Raw genomic sequence first — 21,477 nt, 5'->3', positions numbered from 1 at the left:
TTTTTTATTTTTTATTTATTAACTAAAAAACTTCCCAGAAAAAATGACTTTAACGCCTGATTACATTCGAGGTTATCGGATTCCATCCGATACAACAATATCTCCTAAAACACTTCATTTAGATTGCAAATAGAGCGATTTAAGACATTACCTTTTTATTTATTATTTGACTTCTATCATTTCGTGCGTTAAATTTAACGCTAATGATTCACAAATGAGAATAGTTCTCGACAAAAGCTGCAGGAGGCTTATCAATCATGGAAAAAAATGTTTTAACGGTTATGAAAGTTCGAGCGAGAAGTGCTCTATTAGGAATGGCTCTTGTTGCGGCATGTAGCGTGAGTTTTGCCAAAGAGCCCTTTAAAGTTATCACAACCTTTACGATTATTCAAGACATTGCGCAAAATGTTGGGGGCGATGCGGCTATTGTTGAATCCATCACAAAACCCGGCGCTGAAATTCATGATTATCAACCAACGCCAAAAGATATTGTTAAAGCGCAAGATGCTGAGCTTATTCTCTGGAATGGTCTAAACTTAGAGCGCTGGTTTGAACGCTTCTTCCAAAGCCTTCGCGATGTGCCATCCGTTGTTGTAACCGAAGGAATTACGCCGCTTTCGATCTATGAAGGAGAATATGAAGGAACCCCTAATCCTCATGCGTGGATGAGCCCTAATAATGCGCTAGTATATATCGAAAATATCCGTAAAGCTTTTGTGGAACATGATCCAGAAAATGCCGATGTTTATAACGCGAACGCTGCTCGTTATGCGAAAGAGATCCAAGCATTAGATGCGCCGCTTCGCGCAAAACTGGATCAAATCCCAGAAGAGAAACGCTGGTTAGTCACAAGTGAAGGCGCGTTTGGTTACTTAGCAGAAGATTATAACCTCAAAGAAGCTTATCTCTGGCCGATTAATGCTGACGAAGAAGGCTCACCACAACAGGTAAAACGCTTGATTGATACCATTCGCAAACACAACCTACCGGTTCTCTTTAGCGAAAGCACTATCTCTGATAAACCCGCAAAACAAGTGGCAAAAGAAACCGGCGCTAAATATGGTGGCGTACTCTATGTTGACTCACTTTCAGAGCCAGATGGGCCTGTGCCAACTTACATTAAACTTTTAGAAACAACGGTACAAACAATCGTTGAAGGATTTGAATTACAATGAGTATCTATGTAGATAATGTGTCGGTGACTTATAATAATGGTCACCGTGCAATTTTTGATGTGAACTTTCGATTAGATGCCGGCACAATCTGTGGGCTTGTTGGGGTCAATGGTAGCGGAAAGTCAACCCTTTTCAAATCTATTATGGGTTTAGTCTCTCCTACAAAAGGTCAAATCACAATTGCAGATACTGCAATTAAAACAGCCTTAAAAGCCAACAAAATTGCTTACGTCCCGCAAACAGAAGAGGTTGACTGGAACTTCCCTGTTCTTGTTGAAGATGTTGTAATGATGGGTCGTTACGGCAAGATGGGTTTTTTAAGAATTCCCTCTAAGAAAGATCATGAAATGGTCGCGGATGCACTAGCTCGTGTTGATTTAACCGATTTTCGTAAAAGGCAAATCGGTGAGCTATCAGGTGGGCAGAAAAAACGGGTGTTTTTAGCAAGAGCCCTTGCGCAAGAGAGTAAAATCCTCCTGCTTGATGAGCCTTTTACTGGCGTTGATCTTAAAACGGAAGATAGTATCATTGAGCTTCTTATCTCTCTTCGTGAAGAGGGCTATCTTATGTTAGTTTCAACCCATAACTTAGGGTCAATCCCAGAGTTTTGTGATCAGGTCATTTTGCTAAATCAAACGGTTCTAGCACAAGGCCCCACCGAAACAACCTACACGCAAGAGAACTTAACTCGTACCTTTGGTGGCGTGCTTCGAGAGATCTCCCTAAAAGGAGATCATTTACATGACGATGATGATCCTCGTAAAGTTACGGTTTTAACAGATGATGAACGCCCTGCTGTTTTCTATGGCGATGATCGTGCGCAAAATTTAAAGAAAACACGCGCACATGTTTGCTATCACGAAGATTGCTGTCAAAAACAAGAAGGAGAATCCTAATGGAAGCTCTTTTAGAACCCTTTCAATATGAATATATGGTCAAAGCCATCATCATGTGTCTGTTAGTGGGTGCGGTTTGTGCATTTCTTTCAACCTACCTTGTCTTAAAAGGCTGGTCATTAATGGGAGATGCTCTTTCACACTCTGTTGTCCCTGGAGTTGCAGGCGCTTATGCCTTAAGTCTTCCTTATGCCATTGGAGCTTTTTTTACCGGCATTTTAGCAGCGCTTGCGATGGGTCTTGTTAAACATTTCACTAAATTAAGAGAAGATGCGATTATTGGCTTAGTCTTTAGTAGCTTTTTTGCCGCAGGATTACTAATTATCTCGCTAAATCCTACGCCTATTAGCATTAACTCTATTATCTTTGGTAATGTACTTGGTATTTCAGATAGTGATGCCCTACAAGCAACGATTATTACCATCATTTCTCTTGTGATCTTGCTCTTTTACTGGAAAGATCTCATGCTTCTCTTCTTTGATGAAGTGCAAGCAGCAACAATCGGGATGCCGGTTAATCGTTTAAAAATTCTCTTTTTTGTCCTATTAAGTGCTTGTACGGTTGCAGCGCTACAAACGGTGGGCGCCATTTTAGTCATCGCTATGGTGATTACACCAGGTGCGACGGCTTATCTTTTAACTGATCGCTTTGGCGTAATGCTCACTTTATCTGTGGCAATTGGCGCTTTAACAAGCTTTGTTGGGGCTTATGTTAGTTTCTTCTTACCAGGAGGCTCAACAGGCAGCTTAATTGTCGTACTTCAAAGTGCACTTTTTATCATCGCTTTTCTCTTTGCACCAAAACATGGGCATATTGCAAAAATCAGAGCTGCAAAAGCAAATCGCCTAGCATATCAAGCATCGAGTAAGGAGGCACAATCATGATTGAATCCTTTATCATGACCCCATTACAATATCCCTTTATGCAACAAGCAATGCTTGGGGCAATTATTGCCGGAATTGTCTGCGCCGTTCTCTCTTGTTATCTCATCTTAAAAGGTTGGGCGCTGATGGGAGATGCGATTTCCCATGCGGTATTACCAGGGATTGTCGTGGCCTTTATTTTTGGGATTCCACTTGTGATCGGTGCTTTTGCTTCAGGGCTCTTTTGCGCAGTTGCTACGGGGTATATTAAATCCCATAGCCGGGTTAAAGAAGATGCAGTCCTTGGGATTATCTTTTCAGGATTATTTGCCCTTGGGTTATTTCTCTTTTCTTTTGTGAAGACGGATCAGCATTTAACGCACGTCCTTTTTGGGAATATTTTAGGGATTTTGCCCCATGAGTTATGGCAGATCATTATCATCTCTGGCATTACGCTTTTAATTATTCTTATTAAACGAAAAGATTTTATGCTCTATAGCTTTGATCCCGTGCAAGCACAAGTAATTGGCTTACCGGTGAAATTCTTACACTACACATTACTAATCTTACTTGCGCTAAGCATTGTGGCTTCACTACAAGCCGTTGGCGTCATATTAGTGATAGCAATGTTAGTGGCTCCCGGCATTATTGGCTTTCTGCTGACAAAACGCTTCCCTATTATGATGATTATTGCGGTGACATCCTCAATCTTCTCGTCATTTATGGGTGTACTTGTGAGCTTTCATATCGATGCAGAAACAGGTCCTTGTATTGTGCTATCACAAGCTTCGCTCTTTATTCTTGCCTTTATCTATAACCGCATTAAAGGACGATTAGTAATTAACGCGAAAAAAGAAGCAAACGAGAAAGCTTCCATTTAAAATAGTAAAGAAGCGGTTTTTATAGCTTTTCCATAACCTCTTCTCCTTAAAGAAAAGCACCGCTTTAATTAACTATCACAATATAAAAAATCCCGATTGAAAAGTCGTATCACCTACAATTCAATCGGGATTTTTATGCTTGTTTACTATATTTATTGTCAATTCGGTTTAAGAAACACTGTTTTTAAAACAAAACAGTACAACGTAAATCAAATCAGCTTACGCAATGGCGGATAGAATGATTCTTGCGCTTTTCATAATCCATACGCTGGTAATCTGATTCAGTTTCTTTTAAACCGATTTACTATATGTATATGTTTTAATAAACTAAGCTAGTCTGCCGGCATTTTCGCTCTTGACTTCCCCTAACTATCTGCGCTTCCCCGGCAATCTAGATGCAGATAGCTTCCCCTCAAAAATCACATAATCTAATTAAAATCTTTGCGCTATAAATACTCCTACTAAAGAGACAGAACCACCGATGAGATGATACATCTCTAAACTTTCATGTAAGAATAAAATAGAGATTGCGGCAGTAAAGATCGGGGTTAGATTCATAAATAGCGAGGTTTTACTGGCGCCTAACTTTGCAACCCCTTGAAGCCATAAAAAGGGCGCTAAAATAGACGCAGGAATGCCAGCAAATAATACTAAGCCGATATTATCTGCTGTAATCGCCCGATCTGTTGCAAAAAAGAGAAAAAGGGGAATCAAGATTAACACACCAAAAATAACCTGCCAGTAGAGTGATTGCCAGGTAGAAATTAATGCCGGAATTTTCCATTTAATCGTCACAACGCCATATAATGCGTAGGCAGAGGCTGCAACGAGCATCATCATTTCCCCTTTACCAATCCCAACATCAAGCAATATTAAAGGATGCCCACCACTTATTAACCAAGTAATTCCAAAAAAGGAGAGTAAAGAGCCAATGACTAACCCCGCCGTTAACCCCGTTCTTAAAATGATTGTACTTAATAAAATCGTTAAAAGCGGCGTTAAAGATAAGAAGATCCCAATCATTGTCGCAGAGATTGTATAAGCTGCGTAATAAGCTAAACACTGGTAAAGCGCCATTCCTAAAAAACCCAGAAAACAGAGCTTCCCTAATAAGGGCTTAATACTTTGCCAATGCTTTAAGGTTCCTCTAAGGCAAAATGGGGTCAAAATTATTAAGGCTAATACCCAACGATAAAATGAGATCGTTTCAGGCTCAATAACACCGGCAGATAATTTATTGACGACAGCATTCATCGCCCAGATCAGAACCGCGAGTAACGGATAGATCATTGCTGTTAACTTCATTACAGCTCCTATTAAATGTTAATGATTTTCATTAGAAGCAATAGTATAATGTGTCTTATATGATCTATATACTGAAATTCGGACACTTTTTCTCGTTATTCAGACAATGATGAGCTTCATAGGAGTTTTATTATCATGATGCAACAGCAACCATTACAATCTTTTAATTATCATCCTAATCGCCTTATTATGCTGGTTGATGAAAATATTAATGGTGCTAGCGAATACCATCCTCATCTTCATGATTGGGGGCAATTGATTGATGTTGATAAAGGCGTAATTACCTTAGAGGTGAAAGGCGAAAGGTTTATCTCGCCACGTGGCTTTGCTATTTGGATTCCGCCACAGTGTGAGCATGCTTGTTATAGTCAAAAAGCAGCTAAATTTCGCTCGATCAATATCTGCCAAAAAGAAGCTAAAAAACTCCCTAAAGCCCCTTCGCTCATAACACTAACCCCCATTGCGAGAACCATTATTGATGACTTTTTTAAAAAAGAGGTCTTTCTGCCCACAAGCGACCGGGATTTTCGCCGCTCTCAAGTCTTAATTGATGAATTACAAGATGCGATGATCGACAATACCTATCTTCCCGACTCAGATCATAAACTACTCAAACCTATTTTAGAGGCACTAGAAATTGATCCCTCTTTACGCCTCACGCTACAAGAGTGGGCGGGTAAAGTCTTCACGACGGAAAGAACATTAGCTCGCTATTTTCAAAAAGAGCTTGGAATGAGCTTTAGTGAGTGGTGCGCTCGTTTACGCTTTATCCATGCCGCCTCCCTACTTGAAAAAGGCTTAACAGTAGAAGAGATTGCCTTTTCTGTGGGCTATCGCTCTGCTTCTAGCTTTATTGCGATGTTTCAAAATATTTCCGGCATGACGCCAGATCGCTATCGACAATCTCACTAATCATAGAACAATAATGTTGATGATAATTCAAATATTTTTAAGCTATCTCACAGTAAGCCTATTGAACTAATATCCTCTTAACTTGAGGGGCTATTTCAACCTATATAAGGGTTGAGAGAAAATTCTCTTAACCAAGATATCTAATAGTCTATAAAAACAACACAAAATAAATCTCACTCCATATAGTAAATTAAGACTTAATTAATAATTGAAATTAATTAATCTAAAATAAAACAATAAACGATTATCGTTCAAATAGATGTGTAAAATTGATAAAAATCAATAGTTTATTAACACATTTTATGGAATTTATTGATATTACCTGTAACATACTGATAATTATAAAATATTAAAATAAAGCTAAAATAGCATTATTATAAATATCAGGACTATATATTCATGAAAAAGTTAATACTTGCAATAAGCTCATTACTTTTAATGCCATTATTAAGCTATGCGCAGACTCATAGCTCATTTGACATTAATGGCAAAATTATATCACCTGAAACCATCTGTATCGTTAATGCTAACGATATTCTAATCCCTGATACCAATCTGAACCAATTAAGCAATATTAAAGATCATGGGGATTGGGGTTATAGTTCTATTGCCTTAACCGAATGCACTATTGGCATAGTAGGTCAGGAAAAAAAATCTTCTGTTAATCTTCGCATTCTATCAAGCACTTCAAGTGGACATGATTATTGGGTAAATAATGGATCTGTTAGTGGCCCTCTAGGAATCGAATTACAAATTGATGAAATGCTTATTTCTGCAAGTACCCCCAATAATATCCCCCCAAAAGAGATTACTAGTGGTTATGCAGAATTTAAAACTCAAGCAAGACTCGTAAGAATTAAAGAGGGAGCTATTGCGCCGGGCGATGGTATTCGTGTACCAATTGACTACATGATTGATTATAAATAGATATTTTAATAATGAAAAATTATGTTACTTTTCCATTAATACTACTAACACTACTTTCTACTTTCGCCTCAGCCCAACGATTTGCGACTTTTAACAGTGAAATAGATGAAAATAACCCCGTACATCGTACGTGTAATATGAGAACCGAATCTATAGTAATTCCAGCAATTACTACGGATCGCCTCAAATCAATGCATGTGATTGCCGCAAGAAGCCAAACAACCATTATCCAGCTCTATAATTGCCAATTCTCTATTGAAGGAAGTATTGAATCCCCATCAGCCCATTTACACATAGAAGAAGGGACTCCAACCGGAAATCTCAACTATTGGAGTATTGGCGAAAAAAACAGCGCACTAGGGATAGAACTTATCATCAATAATATCAAAATACCCCCTAGTGGGGCGACATTATCCCCTCAACCGATAGGTAAAAATGGGCTAATTTTTAATGCTGAAGCCCGATTACTACGAATCTCTCAAGAAGAAGTAATACCTGAAGAATTCAATTTAGGCATTAATTTTAGAATCGAATTTAAATAATTTATACGGATTCATCATCTAAGGAAATCACCTATGAAAAAACTCCTCTATATCTTCTCTCTTGTGACTCTCACAATGTCATTAGGCTACGCACAAAATAGTAGTTCATTTCAAGTAGAGGGAGAAATCACCTCTGATCAACGTTGCCAAATTGGGGGACAAATGAATATCGACGTCTCTGCCACAATTGAACAAATTGTTAACAACAGTGCGCCATGGGGTATGGGAAACCTCTCACTTACAAACTGTGACCTATCTGTTACAGAAGGGCACCCTATCTCATATGTTGCTTGGTCTGTAATTCCTGATTCTGTACCCGGAATGCACCAACGCTACTGGAATATTGATTCTTTTTATGTCTATTTAGAGTTTGTAATGGGGGGAGGTATTGTTCCACCTACGGGTATTGACCCTATTCTTCCTGAGCCATATACCCCCATCGTTAATGGTTCAGCCAATTTAGAAGTTAAAGCAAGATTAGTACATGTCGCAGGCACAGCTCAAGATATTAAGCCTAGAAACATTCACAAGAATATTCACGTTGTTGGTAGCTACCGATAAATAGAGATCAATAAATAAGGATAAAAAATGAAAAAGTTTAACTTACTATTAATGATGTTATTTGCCTCAATCACCGTTACTCACGCTCAAAACGGTGGCTCATTTCAAATAAATGGTGAAATTATCCCTGAAAGAATATGCGACATCTATATTCCTAGCATTGAACTTGGAACTCATGACTCTCAAAAGTTAGAAAAATTAGGGAATAGTAGTTTTAGTGTCACAAAAAATATTGAGCTTCACTATTGCGATCTTTCATTAATACCTGGTGGAGGAAGTACTGCACAATTTAATCTAACTATAGAACCCGGAGAACCCTCTCCAAATCCTCAATACTGGAGTACTCTTAATAAGCCAAATGCAGATCATTTAGGGATATCTTTACGCATTGATGGACAAAAAATCCCTCCTTCAGGCGGAGAAATAAGCATTACCATGTATGAAAACTCGTCTCAACAATACAACATAACTATGAACGCACAAATTATAAATATTGCTGAAGGCAAAATTGATTCAGGCCAAATCATGATCCCCATTAATTATAAAGCGTCCTTTAAATGATTATTGCTTAATAATCAGGAAAAAATATGAAAAAACTCAGTTTATTATTGATCACTTTATTAGCATCGGTAAATATGACGCCGGCACAAGATCATAGTTCTTTTGAAATTAATGGTGAAATACTTCCTGAATCCTTTTGCCAAATTAGTGCTCCAGATATAAGTTTTGGGGAAATTGAAATGAAAGATTTAGAAAAACCAGGAGGGAAAAGTATTACTCAACTCGCCTTTATTTCCCTGTACAACTGCTCTATTAATTTACCTGAGGGCGGTACTATTTCATCATTATATTTAGAAATAGAACCAGGAGAACCCTCCCCTAATGAGGCATATTGGAGCATCCTAAATAAACCTAACGCTAATCTCTTAGCAATCAAACTAATAGAACCGTTAAAAGGGAGGCTAATTAGACCTAGTACAGGTACCTACTTCGATTTTAAAGCTACTCCTAATCAGCAGGTTTACCAAGCGTTTTTTTCGGCCCAAATTATTAACATTGCTGAAGGTGAAATAGAAACAGGGAGTTTCTCTGTCCCTATTAATGTCACAGCATCATTTTATTAACTCATTGCTATTATTTGTTAGAAATCGGCGGGTTGTTTACACTTCAGTGTTAAAATAATTTTCTAAAACTTCATAAGGCGTTAAACCATTAATACCCTTATGAGGTTTTACTGTGTTGTAATAGTTCAAAAATCGTTTTAGCTTCTTTTTCCGATCATCTGAACTGATAAACTCTTCCTGATTATGCCACATTTCCATGAGTGTTCGAATGACTCTTTCTGCTTTTCCATTCGTTTGAGGGCAAGCTGGCTTTGTAAACTTTTGATTAATCTTATGTGTTAGACACATTTCGACAAAGGCATGTTCTGATGTACCTTTATACTCACGACCATTATCCGAATAGGTGCATTCTACAGTATAGGGACACTGTTCTAACAGATCCCATCGAAGAAATTCAGCAGCACTAAACTGTGATTTATCAGGATAAATACCGGCATAAAGTTCTCTTGAAAAATCATCAATTCCTACAAATAAATACTCTCTAGTGCGATTTTTAAGATCTCCTTTTAAAAGAGGGAGCCGTTTAGTATCCACATGGACCATCTCGCCAGGATAGTTTTTGTTATAACGTTTAGCCCTCTTTTTAAGTTTCTCTTCAATAGATTTTTCAATCTTTGCAAGACGTTTAATGCCATACTTAATTGTTCTATAACGTTCATTTTTACTAGCTAATGGCACAAACAAGTTCAATCTACCTTGTTTTAGTACTTTATAGATCGTAGGTCTGCTTACCATAAAACGCTCAGCTAGATAGGTTACGGTAAATTTTTCTTGATGATGTAATCGCCAAATCTCTTCTCGATGAAACGGCGTTAATTTTGTTTTTCGATGGATATTCATAACAGTATTTTCTCCTAATACTGTAAACAACGCGATAAAATCCTACATATTATTGAATTTAATCAACATTAAATTCTCATCCATATAACTAGTGATAAACATTTCATGTCATCTAGTTTTTTAGAGATATTTTTTATACTAAAAAGAGGTATTATTAATGAAAAAAATTACATTAGCCCTTTCGGCACTACTATTATCTACGACCTTCGCTCAAGCACAAATCAGTGGGACTTTCAATATTACAGGTACAATTATTAAAACTTCTGAATGTGAAGTTAAGGCTGATTCAATCACCTTAAACCCTATTAATATAGGAGAATTAAAGCAGGTTGGTCAGCCTACAACATGGAGTAATACAAACAGTGCTATCACCTTTTCAAACTGCTACCTTGGGATTGGGGAAGGACAGTCTACAGCATTTATCGAACTGGAACTTGAGGGTAATCCCGCATCAAAAAATGATGTTTACTGGGACAGCACAACAAATGAAAATGTCGGTATAGAAATTGAAATTGCGGGACAGAAGGTTCCAGGATCAGGTACAGTAACACCTATTAGCTCTCCAGAAATCACCTCAAATGATACAGTTACTAAATTTGTCACTAAAGCTCGCGTTGCTCGAATTGCGGAAGGCGAGATCATCCCTGGTCCTATCTCCACAACTGTAAATTTCACTGCTTCTTATAAATAAGGTAGTCATTTATACATTATTGACAACGACTTACGAAGCACTCTATTACCTATAGAGTGCTTCCTTTTCATATAAAAATTCCTATGCGGCTTTTGATTAAAAACTCTCTCTATACACTCTTTTTCTCAAGTTTTCTCATACTTTCCAACAGCCATAGTTTGAAGGCTTTTGAATTTGATGAAAAAATGTTTGCCGATTTAGGTGAAACTAACATTGATCTTAGCCAATTCTCAGGGCCTACAAATCAATATAATGGCCTCTATTATGCGGATATCTATGTTAATGATACTCTCACTCATCAAAATCAACGTATTGAACTTGCAACAATTGATCAGGAAATCAGTTTTTGTTTTACGCAAAATATTCTTGATGAATTACCGCTAAAACAACGAGATCTTAAATTTTCAAATACTCGTAAGGATAATTGCCCTATTCTTACTACAGATGATCCTGATATTAAAATTAACTTCTCAGGACAAAATAATGAACTACATCTTGCTTTTCCCCATAAATATATTGAAAATATTGATACAAGCTGGGCACCCGTAAGCGCAAGAGACCATGGTATTGCTGGTATTATTTTTGATTATAGTCTTATCTCTTCACACGATAGGCGTAAACGTTACGGGGCTTATACCAGCAACAAAAACCTCAGTAGTTACGGAACAGTGGGCGCAAATTTTGGTAGATTTAGAGTAAGAGCCGATTATCAATATTCTAGAAAAGATTCTGAAGGTCATTTTGAATGGGATAAAATTTATGCCTTTACTGATATTGGTTCTCTAAACTCAAAATTATATGTCGGTGAACTCTACACCAAGAGCAATCTATTTGATACTTTTCGCTTTAAAGGGATAAGTCTCTTTAGCGATGAACAGATGAAGCCATCCTATTTAAGAGGATATGCCCCTGAAATTACAGGCCTTGCAAACTCTAATGCCATAGTAACTCTTAGACAATATGGTAGTGTTATTAGAACAATCCAAGTTCCGCCAGGTCCCTTCTCTATTACAGATCTTCCATCTGGTTTTAGTGGGCCTGTTGATGTAACAGTAGAAGAAGACAATGGACAAACTCAGCGTTATCAAGTTGATATTGCTAATGTTCCCTTTTTAACTCGTAAAGGCGATATTCGCTATGCTGCTAATATTGGTAAAATCTCGCCACTCAATAACAATAAAAATAGCGATTATGGTAATGCACTCTCTTTTGATAGCTCTATTGGTCTTACAAATACCTTCTCACTCTTAGAAGGTATTATGTTAACAAGTAATGGAAAGTATCAAAGCTATAATCTAGGTCTAGGAATGAATCTTGGCCTCTTTGGCGCCCTCTCTTTTGATATAACACACGCTAAAAATAGTGCTTATGAAAAGGAATCATTTCATGGTGAGCGTTATCGCATCAATTATTCTAAACGTTTTTTTAGATATTCAACATTATCGCTATCAGCCGTTCATTCAACCGATGGCTATACAACTATGCAAAATTATATCTATCTTAAACAAAATCAGACAACGCGGAATATCAATCGAGAGAAAAACCGTTTTACTTTAAGCCTATCCCAAAACATCCCCTCTATTTCCAGCTCAATTTCGCTGTCAATCTCTAAAAATAGTTATTGGGGGAAAAACTCATCAGAATATTATAATGCTTCTTTTAATAAGCACTTTCGCACAGGCTATCTTGATGGCTCTTCAATTACCTTTTCCTATTCTCGTAATGATGCAGGATATACACAAGATAAGGAGAATCGCTTTGCCCTATATGTCACGATTCCTTTAGGTAAGAATTCTCGCAATAGAGTGCACTATAATAGCAGTTACAGTGATCTCACCCGTCAGCAGAGCCATGATGTGACTTATTACAATTATTATAATAAAAACAATTTTTCAGATTACTTTACTGTGGGAACTCGTGCTTATCGTAGACCCGATTATAGCGGCGGTAATGAGTATAGCCTGAATGCCTCTATCGATAATACTTCTCGTTACGGAAGAGTCTATGCTACTGCTGAATATGCTAAAGATAATCAAAGAGCGACTTTGGGACTTGATAGCTCTATAACAATTACTCAACATGGAATTGCAACAAACCCTAGAGTTTATAATGATTCAGCAAGAATCATTATCGATGGTGGAGTTTCAGGGGTCCATATTGAAAACTCTAGCGCTGCAACCAATATTTTTGGACTTGCTGGGATTCATAATGTCTCTGCTTATTATCCATTAACCTACAAAATTGATAACGATAATCTCCCTTCAGAAGTTGAAATCCAAAACTCTGTTTTTAAGCTTGCGGTATCAGATGGGGCAATCGCCTATCGAAGCACGAATCCTGTTACCGGAGGAAAAGCAATCGTCAAGATCATGCTTGCCAATGGCAATTATCCACCATTTGGATCAATGGTCTATCACAATGATAATTTTGAGCGTGAAATCTCTATGGTTTCAGAAGAAGGAATGGCTTATCTTTCGGGCATCAACAAACAGGCTCGTTATCAATTAAAATGGGGAAAAGAAGAATCCTGCCAATTTACAATTAAACAAAATGATCCTGAATCCCTTAATAACATTATTTGCCAATAATACTTACCAATTTTCAATATTTTTTCTGGAGTTGATATGAAAAAAAATATCCTATACCCTCTTATTTCAACAATTCTTTTAATTAGTAGCGCTTCAGCACAACTCAATTTTGATAGAACCCGCATTGTTCTTGATAGCGCTAAATCATCATCTCAATCAATTACTGTAACAAATAGCTCGTCAACGTTACCCTATCTTGCACAAACATGGGTTGAGAACATGCAAGGAGAAAAAATTACATCTCCCCTAGCAGCGCTTCCCTTACTCCAAAGAATTGACCCTAACCAAAAACAACAAATCCGCGTCAATCCTATCGGTGATAGCTCACTATTTGCGACAGATAGAGAATCTCTCTACACATTAAATGTCCGTGGAGTGCCAGCGAAAGATCCGAACGAACCGGCTAATACCGCAAAAGTTAATGTGATTATCCAATCTCAATTAAAAATATTCTATCGTCCTAAAGGTCTTCCTACTTATGAGAAGCAAAATGGCTGGTTTGAAGATCTTATCGTCACTAAAAACGGCAACCAATTCTCTTTAAACAACCCATCCCCTTATCACATTGTAATTTATGGTTTTGGTAAGAGTAAAAAAGATCTTATCACTAAAGACATTATTATGAAGCCGTTCTCCAGCGAACAAGTTTCTGTTAATTCCGGTAATACACCTTTTATCTTCTTTATTGATGATTATGGTGAAGCAAAAGCGATCCACTACAACTGCGCCTCATCACCTTGCACCATTACAGAATTTATTGAACGATAGTCTCTTTTTTATAGAACTGTCAATCAGTATAGGTAGTTATCTTAATAGCTACCTATACTTATACAAAAGATATCTATATCAACATTATAATAAATAAATCAAATACTTATATTAAATAAGTATTAACAATTATAAAATATATATCCTATTTATCTATTATATAAAAGGTTTATTTTATGAAAAAGACTATTATATTCTTAGCTTTATGTTTATCTTTAAATTCAGCTCAAGCACAAACCGCTTCTATTGAAATCAAAACAACAATTCTTCCTTCAGTTTGTAAGGTAATTAGTGTCCCAACGCTTATAATTCCGGATTTTTATAGCGATGATCTCTCTCAAGTCGGAGACAAACTAACTTCTAATACAGGCAATTTAGTACTAGAAGACTGCCCGCTTGGCATGATTGGTATTACAGCGCAAGGTGGAACGGCATCAACAGATCCTCTCTATTGGAAAAATACTGTCGGTACACAAAAAAATATTGGCTTTGATCTTGCCGTGCAAGGAAAGTCTTTGAGCCCAAGCAATAGAGAATGGGAGTTTAGTAATCCTACACCACATCCTATGCTGGGCTTCAAAGCAAGTGTTGTTAAAATTGCAGATGGCCCGATTACAGCTGGTCCAGCAGGAACCTCAGTCGATATCAAAATTCAATATAAATAATCTATACAGATATTAAAAATATTGATAAATGATGACTTTTAAAGAGATATTGATCGACTAATATCTCTTTTATTTTGGATCAATATCTAACAAATTTTAACTGACCATCCCTTTTAAAATACTAAATAGCCTTCCTTATCCATCATTAAAAATAATCAAACATATATCATGAAAGGCGAAGCAACTTTAATCACAAGCCCTGATATTATGATTACAACTCAAAATTTTGTACTCAATTTTATCTTAACCCCCATATATTAATGAACTCAGTAATATCATCTTACTCCTTCTAAATACAACTTGTATATACAAGAGATCAAATAGGGGCTACAATCATCATTCCTATTAACTATCGAGAGATGATGTATGAACTTCAAAATCCTATCCTTCATTATTACCCCTTTATTGTTATCACAAATAGCCTCAGCACATATCAGCTTCATCGATGCAAAGCCCCTTACAGAAGGCAAATCATTCAAGGCAACATTTGCCGTTCCTCATGGTTGTGAAGGCACCCCCACAACAAAAGTAACAATCAATATTCCAGAAGGTGTTATTGGTGTTAAACCTATGCCAAAATCTGATTGGTCAATTTCAACGAAAACAACTTCTTTCGCTAAAACCTACCAACAATACGGTAAAGATGTGACTCAAGGCATTTCATCTATCACTTGGGAAGGCTCATTGCCAGACCAGCATTATGATGAGTTTACGATTACCGGTTATTTTGCGGATAATGCCAACAATAGTGATGAAATCTATTTCCCTGTGATTCAAAATTGTGAAATAGGTGAATATCTATGGACTGATACTAGCGGACACAAGCATCATGGTCATGATGCAAAAGAATTGGGCGCGCCATCTTTGAAGATCATAAAGTAGTGATCCATGACACAACTTATACCTATTAAATATTCCTATGAAAAATATCTATCAGGGCCGTAATAGCTTTTCTAGGAAGAAATAAGGACTCACAATTAGTGTAAAATACTTATGGGAAAGCGACTTACAACGAGCTTTCCCATGATGCCCAATAAAACGTATAAAACCCAGCTCATAAAAATTGAGCTCAATTACCACTTATGCAAAGCCCCTATATGAAACGTACGATAGCCCTTCTGTCCCACATTTTGCAAGTTAGTTGGGTTCACCTTGTATGTTCTACTTTTAAAACAGTGCCTCTTAAACCCAATAGATTATATTCTAATCAATCATCTTTTAATGAACCATGTTTAGATGAAACATGTTCTAATCTCTTAATATTACCAAGTCTTATTTATCTCCTTTTTAGCGATTTTTTACGAACTATTTTCTAACTAAGATAAATTCCCTAAAACAATTGGCATAAAAGATTGCAGCATCAGTACTTCGTGATAATATTAGATGGCTTTTTCTATAAAAACTAAGGCATTTTCATCAATGCCCTACTTAAATACCATAGTTGAGCAAACCTCTATTGGCCCCGCAAATGTTATCCAGCCTTAAGTTGCTGAAGTTTGCGCCTGTTATCTATAGAAACATCAATAAGGATTCAAATGAAAGTAAATAAATCGCCTACCGTATTGGGCGGTGCAATGATTGCCGCAGGAACAATGATTGGCGCTGGAATGTTAAGTTTACCCATTGCCTCTGCCGGAATGTGGTTTGGTTGGACGGTTGTGATTATGCTCATTACGGTACTTTTTATGTACGTGACTGCTGAGCAAATTTTAGAAGTCAATTTAGGCTATAATCCAGGTTCAAGCTTTGATACGCTCGTCAAAAGCACTCTAGGAGATACATGGCGACTTATCAATGGTTTCTCTGTTGCCTTTGTTCTTTATATCTTACTTTATGCCTATGTTGTCGGTTCTGGCTCAGTAATTAGCGATACGCTACGTAATTTAGAAGATAATCCTATCGATATCCCTCGTTATCTCTCTTCATTGCTTTTTTCCATTGTCTTTACCGCGATTGTTTGGTGGAGTACAAAAGCTGTTGACCGCATCTCAACTATTTTAATGGTCGGAATGTTCATCACACTCTTTGCCGCTGTAACAGGGTTATTAGGCCAAATTCACGTTGATTATCTATTTGAGCCAACAGGTGAGAGTCAATATGCTATCTATGCTTTTGCGAGCTTACCTTTTTTCTTAACCTCTTTCTGCTTTCATGCAAGTGTTCCAAGCTTTGTAAAATATTACGGCATTGAGGGCAGTAAAATTCGTAAAGCAATTATCTGGGGCATGATTATTACTTTTGTCTTCTATCTCTGCTGGATGATTGCCATTATGGGAAGTATAGATCGTGTCACTTTCCTTTCTGTAGGTGAAGATGAAGTCGCATGGCTTTTAAATCAGGTTAAAGCTAGCGACGCAACCCAACTTGCATTACGTATCTTTGCGTTCTTTGCGGTTGTCACCTCCTTTTTAGGTGCAGGTCTTGGACTATTTGATTATATTGCAGATCTATTTAAAATTGGTAATTCAGCAAAATCACGTCTTTTAACGGCGACAATTACTTTTTTACCGCCCACTATTTTAGGAATGATTTTCCCTAATGGGTTTGTCCTAGCGATTGGCTTTGCGGGATTATTTGCCGCAATTTGGTCAGTCATTGTTCCCGCACTGATGGTCATTAATTATCGTAAGCGCCAAAAAGGTGCTAAAGAGATCTCATTTCGTGCCTTTGGCGGTAAAGTAATGCCATATATCATTATTGCCTATGGTCTTATTGCTATTACATCGCACCTATTAGTCACCGTTTTTAAGGTAGATGCCTTAAGCTTTATTTAGCAATCACGCTATAAAATATAAATAAAATTTAAAAGGCAGCTAAGCGAGTATATAGTAAAAACAGTGTCTATTCGCGTGTGAGTGAGTGGCAGCCCTTTACTGGAAATGCTTCTTTGGGGTATATAAAGCGTACATACTATGTATAATGGTGTGTACGCTTTTTTTATCCCTGAAGGCTTAGCAAGGCGATGGTATCACTGCGTGAAGACCATCACCCTGCCAAAAGGGTATTTAAGGGAATGATGGTAAAGTAAAATATTAAAGCCACTCCTGACGCTCGCACAGCTCACTACTCGCTAGGCATTTATGATTTTTCTTGACCATCCGCTGAAACACGTTTCTGGACAAAAACAATTTAGAACAATCACTCCAATATTGAAGAGGGTGAGTGATAAATTTGAATATAAATTTAACCATTATGAATAGGGAGGCTCCACCTCCCCTTTAAACAGCAAACTCTAAGCACTAACAGATTGCTTGATTAGATCATAAATTACATCGTCAGCAAACTGAGTTTTAAACTCAACCTTCACTTCTTTACTGATCTGGTTGAACAGTTCTTTAGCGTGCTTGATTTTACGCTCTTCCTCTTTTCTAAGTGTATCTTTTCCTTCAACATTTTTAGTTTCAATGATGAAGTTCAGGTAATCCCCTTTACTGGTCTTAACTACATAAGCAAAGTCAGGAGAGTAGCTATAGCCACCCGCTACAGGGATTTTTATTGAGTTTTTAGGGATCTTAGTAAAAACCGATACAGACTCAATTTCACCATCAGTAATGTTGAGCTTTTCCAGCTCAGAATCATAAAACACATCTTCAAATAGATAGCTGTCCAGCGGCGGTACGGAATGATCCGCGTGAACACCGAGATCACTTGCCGCAACATCTTTCAAAGCTTGGCCTGTTTCATCTGTAAATTTAGTTGGGTGTACGCTGCTGGAAATAATGTTATATCCAAGCCCAAACTTACTAAATGAGTTGTGTAACAAGAACTTACTAAATCCTGATTTGATCTTTCTAATGGTCTGAATATTCAAATAGTCAGTGATATTAATCGTACTTTGCACTGCAACAAATGCTTTGTGTAGTGTTGATGGTTTAATAAACGCGGTTTGTGATAGGCGAGTAACAAACTCTTTGTACGTCATAGTACAGAATTTAGTGAAGTCATCATCATCACCAAATACTGTTTTTGACATTGCCGTATCATTGCTCACATACACTTTTTCAATACGTGTTTGAACGCCAGTCTTTTTGAACTTCTCAGACTCTGAGAGCAAATAGGTAGTGAAGAGTTTTAGGAAATCATTCTCGCTAGCGATTTTATACTCTAATACTGCCTTTTGATTGATCATTTCCCACAGTTGCTTTAGCTCATCAAACTTACCAACTCGCATTTTAGAACGAGTTTTTCCCTCTGTGGCAACTTTGATTTTTCCGCTTTTAACACCGCTAGGGAAAGCGTTAGGATACGACTCTTTTAACTGCGTATAAGCCGTTGCCCCGAGTAAGTTTTTACTTTTGTCGATGATCCCTTTTCCAAGTAAGTCCATCATCAAATCCAAAGCCTCAAGGTCAGGGTATTTAGATAATATTTTATCCTCAAGATCTTGAGTCAACTTAGATGGGACAGTCTCTTTGAAAGATGTCTCATTCACTTCTTGAACTAGAGAGGCAACAAAATCTTTCTCAGTAAAATCTACGAAGTAGTTCAGCCTAAACTCACCATTTACACGAGCCATATATTCATTAACTGGCAAACGTAAGCCTCGTCCCACTTCTTGAAGCTTTGATGTTGTACTACCACTTGAACGTAACTTACAAAGGGTAAAGATGTTTGGGTTGTCCCAGCCCTCTCTAAGCGTCCACTTCGAAAAAATGAATCGTCTAGGGTTATCTAAAGACAAAAGCAGCTCTTTATCGTGCAAAATTTCATTAATCTCTTGCTCGATTTTTTCGTCCTTATCACTGTTATCCTTCGAGAAATAACCACCGTGAACACTACTTATATCAGCAATAGTTCTTTCCAAATACCGCTTGTAGAACTCATCTGTTTCAGTTTTTAGTAGTGCCTTAGCTTCAGCTAAAGTCCACTCTTCAAACTTAGTTTTCAAGCTTCCAGAGATGTTATTTCCGTCACGATAGCCCTCGATGTCATCTATGAAAAACAGAGTCAGAGGCTTGATTCTTGGACGTTGTGTGAGCATTTCTCTCTCAACTTTGAAATGCTCTTTAATCGCCCTACGCATCATGTTGTCTTCAAGCGTATCAGAGTATGAATATGGGTTGATTGATTCATTTACTTTAAGCTCAACACCGTTACTGAGAACGACCATTTTTGTGTTCATCGACTCAATGTATAGGTCGTGAATTTCAGGATGCGTTTTCGCTAAAGATTCACCTTTACCCACTTTGATTATGGTTTTTGAACCATTTTCATTAAGCTCGAAAGTTGCTTCCGTGGTCGTAGATTTTTTCAGCGTCAAGCTAGCAACATCATCGCCAACCATTTCTTCAATGAAAGTATTGATACCTTTAACGAGATCATCATTGAATGCGTCAACAGCAGTTAGGCGATAGACAAGATTTTCATACTCTTCATTGAATGTAGCACCGTAGCGGATAATGCTTTGAGCATTGAATTTTTCAATGTTATTCCACGTTGTCTTTGCTTTAGGAAACTTATGAGGCTCATCAATTATAACGAATGGCTTTACGGCACTAATTGCTTCAATTGGTGTGTTGTACCTGTTGTCTAGTAAGCCACGATCATATACTTCCGTCAAAGATGGGGAGTTAACCATCCCTGAGTTAATCACCATTACGTGAATGTATTTTTTGTTGTAATTATTGGCTTCTACAAAATCGTGAATCGCTTGAGGCATAAACGATTTGGTGTTTTTCTTAGACGATTTTTTACTTTCAACAATATACGTTTTAAGTTCACGCTCTGTCTCTCTAAAGTGTTCTTTAAGCGCATCACTTTTAAGAAAGTTCACCGTACCTGCTTTAATCGAAAGCGTTGGTACGATGATGATAAATTTATTGATACCAAAAGCTTTGTTTAGCTCGAACATCGTTTTGGTATAGGTGTAGGTCTTACCTGTACCCGTTTCCATCGAGACATCAATCACATTACTATTCTCGTTGTAATGCTCTTTGCTGTGCTCGATACCATTAAATTCGTGAATAGCCTTTATGTTTGAACGCTGTTGCGGCTTAGTAATAACGAGTTCTGGATTCGCTAAAAGCCGAACACTTTGATCGTCATCGAATTGTGGCTCTGCACCGATAAACATATTTAGAACTGCATCAACACCTGCTTTTTGGTGTGGCAGATTCTTTTCAAAAGTGAATCCTTTACTCATTAGTTACGTACCACCACATCAATCTCGATAGATTTCTTATTTGCATAGCTCTTCAGTGCTTCGTTCAACTCCAACTGCTTAACGCTGTCAAAGTTGTTGGCATAATAAACGATTTTGTTTGGATCAAAATCTTTGTCATCTGTATCATCAAGTTTGTGAAGTAAAGCTTTAAGCGCATTGCTGCTAAAATCTGGAGCAATCATATACAAGCGTCTATCACATAGGTGTGCCGTATATCCATCGAGATCAATATCGACAATAGGAGTCGTTAACTCGCTACCATCATACAAAGCCCAAGTGGTAAGCAAGGTTTGATACTGCTCCTCCGTCAGTAGAACATCGTCAAACATTGTAATATTGGATAAAGCTAGCTCCTTGTCATCTTCTTCAATACGAAAATCTTCGACTGTTTCAAATATTTTAAAGCCCAAATCCCCATTAAAGCTTGGCTGGGACTCTGAAATTTTACTTCCAGCCTTTAAGATTCTCTCTTTAGTTATATCAAAAACCGTTCTATAACCTTTTTCATAAGCAGCATCTTCAGGCTTAAGGTTTTCAGCAATCTGCACTAAAATAAACTGTCTATTAGCAGAATCA

At 37.4% G+C, this 21,477-nt stretch carries 20 protein-coding genes; 16 read left to right on the top strand and 4 right to left on the bottom strand.

Going from position 1 to position 21,477, the window contains the following annotated elements; translation table 11 throughout:
- Positions 1 to 314: 314 nt before the first annotated feature.
- The 4 genes from MMG00_RS04000 to MMG00_RS03985 are packed head-to-tail and all read left to right on the top strand — an operon-like array spanning position 315 to position 3,815.
- Complete coding sequence (locus MMG00_RS04000) at positions 315 to 1,175, top strand: metal ABC transporter substrate-binding protein (RefSeq protein ID WP_349775523.1); 861 nt, start codon at positions 315 to 317, stop codon at positions 1,173 to 1,175.
- Complete coding sequence (locus tag MMG00_RS03995) at positions 1,172 to 2,071, top strand: manganese/iron ABC transporter ATP-binding protein (protein WP_242151728.1); 900 nt, start codon at positions 1,172 to 1,174, stop codon at positions 2,069 to 2,071. Before MMG00_RS04000 ends, MMG00_RS03995 begins: the two co-directional genes overlap by 4 nt.
- Entirely contained in the window at positions 2,071 to 2,955 is an 885-nt protein-coding gene (locus MMG00_RS03990; RefSeq protein ID WP_242151725.1) for a metal ABC transporter permease, read from the top strand. The genes MMG00_RS03995 and MMG00_RS03990 overlap by 1 nt, the downstream gene beginning before the upstream one ends.
- Positions 2,952 to 3,815: a metal ABC transporter permease gene (locus tag MMG00_RS03985; protein ID WP_242151722.1), complete on the top strand. Its 864-nt coding sequence runs from the start codon at positions 2,952 to 2,954 to the stop codon at positions 3,813 to 3,815. Before MMG00_RS03990 ends, MMG00_RS03985 begins: the two co-directional genes overlap by 4 nt.
- A gap of 432 nt (positions 3,816 to 4,247) precedes the next feature.
- Here the strand turns inward: MMG00_RS03985 and MMG00_RS03980 are convergent, their stop codons facing one another.
- Positions 4,248 to 5,120: a DMT family transporter gene (locus MMG00_RS03980; RefSeq protein WP_242151719.1), complete on the bottom strand. Its 873-nt coding sequence runs from the start codon at positions 5,118 to 5,120 to the stop codon at positions 4,248 to 4,250.
- A gap of 135 nt (positions 5,121 to 5,255) precedes the next feature.
- On the opposite strand from MMG00_RS03980, the gene MMG00_RS03975 reads away from it, so the two are divergent.
- The 6 genes from MMG00_RS03975 (at position 5,256) to MMG00_RS03950 (ending at position 9,186) form a co-directional block, all read left to right on the top strand.
- Positions 5,256 to 6,032: an AraC family transcriptional regulator gene (locus MMG00_RS03975; RefSeq protein ID WP_242151716.1), complete on the top strand. Its 777-nt coding sequence runs from the start codon at positions 5,256 to 5,258 to the stop codon at positions 6,030 to 6,032.
- 399 nt (positions 6,033 to 6,431) lie between these two features.
- Entirely contained in the window at positions 6,432 to 6,959 is a 528-nt protein-coding gene (locus MMG00_RS03970; protein WP_242151713.1) for a fimbrial protein, read from the top strand.
- Between the two features lie 11 nt (positions 6,960 to 6,970).
- Entirely contained in the window at positions 6,971 to 7,501 is a 531-nt protein-coding gene (locus MMG00_RS03965) for a hypothetical protein (RefSeq protein WP_242151710.1), read from the top strand.
- Between the two features lie 33 nt (positions 7,502 to 7,534).
- Positions 7,535 to 8,062, top strand: coding sequence for a hypothetical protein (locus tag MMG00_RS03960; RefSeq protein WP_242151708.1), 528 nt, complete (start codon positions 7,535 to 7,537; stop codon positions 8,060 to 8,062).
- A gap of 27 nt (positions 8,063 to 8,089) precedes the next feature.
- Positions 8,090 to 8,623, top strand: a complete 534-nt coding sequence (locus MMG00_RS03955; protein WP_242151706.1) for a fimbrial protein — start codon at positions 8,090 to 8,092, stop codon at positions 8,621 to 8,623.
- A 26-nt stretch (positions 8,624 to 8,649) separates the two neighbouring features.
- Complete coding sequence (locus MMG00_RS03950; RefSeq protein WP_242151703.1) at positions 8,650 to 9,186, top strand: fimbrial protein; 537 nt, start codon at positions 8,650 to 8,652, stop codon at positions 9,184 to 9,186.
- Between the two features lie 36 nt (positions 9,187 to 9,222).
- Here MMG00_RS03950 and MMG00_RS03945 read toward each other — a convergent pair whose 3' ends face one another.
- Complete coding sequence (locus MMG00_RS03945) at positions 9,223 to 10,026, bottom strand: integrase core domain-containing protein (RefSeq protein ID WP_242153261.1); 804 nt, start codon at positions 10,024 to 10,026, stop codon at positions 9,223 to 9,225.
- 157 nt (positions 10,027 to 10,183) lie between these two features.
- Here MMG00_RS03945 and MMG00_RS03940 point away from each other — a divergent pair, with 157 nt between their 5' ends.
- The 6 genes from MMG00_RS03940 (at position 10,184) to MMG00_RS03915 (ending at position 17,512) form a co-directional block, all read left to right on the top strand.
- Positions 10,184 to 10,717, top strand: a complete 534-nt coding sequence (locus MMG00_RS03940) for a fimbrial protein (RefSeq protein WP_242151700.1) — start codon at positions 10,184 to 10,186, stop codon at positions 10,715 to 10,717.
- A gap of 158 nt (positions 10,718 to 10,875) precedes the next feature.
- Positions 10,876 to 13,305 carry a fimbria/pilus outer membrane usher protein gene (locus tag MMG00_RS03935; protein WP_242151697.1) on the top strand — a complete coding sequence of 810 codons (2,430 nt, stop codon included), beginning with the start codon at positions 10,876 to 10,878 and terminating at the stop codon, positions 13,303 to 13,305.
- Between the two features lie 36 nt (positions 13,306 to 13,341).
- Positions 13,342 to 14,073 (top strand): fimbrial biogenesis chaperone, encoded by a 732-nt coding sequence (locus MMG00_RS03930; RefSeq protein ID WP_242151694.1) that lies wholly within the window; start codon positions 13,342 to 13,344, stop codon positions 14,071 to 14,073.
- 176 nt (positions 14,074 to 14,249) lie between these two features.
- Entirely contained in the window at positions 14,250 to 14,738 is a 489-nt protein-coding gene (locus tag MMG00_RS03925; protein WP_242151691.1) for a fimbrial protein, read from the top strand.
- A 366-nt stretch (positions 14,739 to 15,104) separates the two neighbouring features.
- A complete protein-coding gene (locus tag MMG00_RS03920) occupies positions 15,105 to 15,620 on the top strand; it encodes a YcnI family copper-binding membrane protein (protein ID WP_242151688.1) in 516 nt (171 codons plus the stop codon).
- A gap of 653 nt (positions 15,621 to 16,273) precedes the next feature.
- Positions 16,274 to 17,512: an amino acid permease gene (locus MMG00_RS03915; protein WP_242151686.1), complete on the top strand. Its 1,239-nt coding sequence runs from the start codon at positions 16,274 to 16,276 to the stop codon at positions 17,510 to 17,512.
- A gap of 458 nt (positions 17,513 to 17,970) precedes the next feature.
- Here the strand turns inward: MMG00_RS03915 and MMG00_RS03910 are convergent, their stop codons facing one another.
- Both MMG00_RS03910 and MMG00_RS14350 read right to left on the bottom strand, forming a co-directional pair.
- On the bottom strand, positions 17,971 to 20,880 hold the full coding sequence (locus tag MMG00_RS03910; RefSeq protein WP_242149488.1) for a type III restriction-modification system endonuclease: 2,910 nt from the start codon (positions 20,878 to 20,880) through the stop codon (positions 17,971 to 17,973).
- Complete coding sequence (locus tag MMG00_RS14350) at positions 20,880 to 21,230, bottom strand: hypothetical protein (protein WP_432805932.1); 351 nt, start codon at positions 21,228 to 21,230, stop codon at positions 20,880 to 20,882. The genes MMG00_RS03910 and MMG00_RS14350 overlap by 1 nt, the downstream gene beginning before the upstream one ends.
- Positions 21,231 to 21,477: the final 247 nt, after the last annotated feature.

The sequence above is a fragment of the Ignatzschineria rhizosphaerae genome (assembly GCF_022655595.1).
Classification (GTDB): Bacteria; Pseudomonadota; Gammaproteobacteria; order Cardiobacteriales; family Wohlfahrtiimonadaceae; genus Ignatzschineria; species Ignatzschineria rhizosphaerae.
The sequence above is the reverse complement of the archived record's forward strand: the minus strand, read 5'-3'. Positions and strand labels throughout refer to the sequence as shown.

Coding starts and splice junctions, on each gene's coding strand:
- MMG00_RS03965 (WP_242151710.1), top strand. CDS start 6,971: ATGAAAAATTATGTTACTTTTCCATTAATACTACTAACACTACTTTCT.
- MMG00_RS04000 (WP_349775523.1), top strand. CDS start 315: ATGGCTCTTGTTGCGGCATGTAGCGTGAGTTTTGCCAAAGAGCCCTTT.
- MMG00_RS03920 (WP_242151688.1), top strand. CDS start 15,105: ATGAACTTCAAAATCCTATCCTTCATTATTACCCCTTTATTGTTATCA.
- MMG00_RS14350 (WP_432805932.1), bottom strand. CDS start 21,230: ATGTTTGACGATGTTCTACTGACGGAGGAGCAGTATCAAACCTTGCTT.
- MMG00_RS03925 (WP_242151691.1), top strand. CDS start 14,250: ATGAAAAAGACTATTATATTCTTAGCTTTATGTTTATCTTTAAATTCA.
- MMG00_RS03950 (WP_242151703.1), top strand. CDS start 8,650: ATGAAAAAACTCAGTTTATTATTGATCACTTTATTAGCATCGGTAAAT.
- MMG00_RS03945 (WP_242153261.1), bottom strand. CDS start 10,026: ATGAATATCCATCGAAAAACAAAATTAACGCCGTTTCATCGAGAAGAG.
- MMG00_RS03990 (WP_242151725.1), top strand. CDS start 2,071: ATGGAAGCTCTTTTAGAACCCTTTCAATATGAATATATGGTCAAAGCC.
- MMG00_RS03955 (WP_242151706.1), top strand. CDS start 8,090: ATGAAAAAGTTTAACTTACTATTAATGATGTTATTTGCCTCAATCACC.
- MMG00_RS03970 (WP_242151713.1), top strand. CDS start 6,432: ATGAAAAAGTTAATACTTGCAATAAGCTCATTACTTTTAATGCCATTA.
- MMG00_RS03940 (WP_242151700.1), top strand. CDS start 10,184: ATGAAAAAAATTACATTAGCCCTTTCGGCACTACTATTATCTACGACC.
- MMG00_RS03910 (WP_242149488.1), bottom strand. CDS start 20,880: ATGAGTAAAGGATTCACTTTTGAAAAGAATCTGCCACACCAAAAAGCA.
- MMG00_RS03915 (WP_242151686.1), top strand. CDS start 16,274: ATGAAAGTAAATAAATCGCCTACCGTATTGGGCGGTGCAATGATTGCC.
- MMG00_RS03930 (WP_242151694.1), top strand. CDS start 13,342: ATGAAAAAAAATATCCTATACCCTCTTATTTCAACAATTCTTTTAATT.
- MMG00_RS03980 (WP_242151719.1), bottom strand. CDS start 5,120: ATGAAGTTAACAGCAATGATCTATCCGTTACTCGCGGTTCTGATCTGG.
- MMG00_RS03995 (WP_242151728.1), top strand. CDS start 1,172: ATGAGTATCTATGTAGATAATGTGTCGGTGACTTATAATAATGGTCAC.
- MMG00_RS03960 (WP_242151708.1), top strand. CDS start 7,535: ATGAAAAAACTCCTCTATATCTTCTCTCTTGTGACTCTCACAATGTCA.
- MMG00_RS03975 (WP_242151716.1), top strand. CDS start 5,256: ATGATGCAACAGCAACCATTACAATCTTTTAATTATCATCCTAATCGC.
- MMG00_RS03985 (WP_242151722.1), top strand. CDS start 2,952: ATGATTGAATCCTTTATCATGACCCCATTACAATATCCCTTTATGCAA.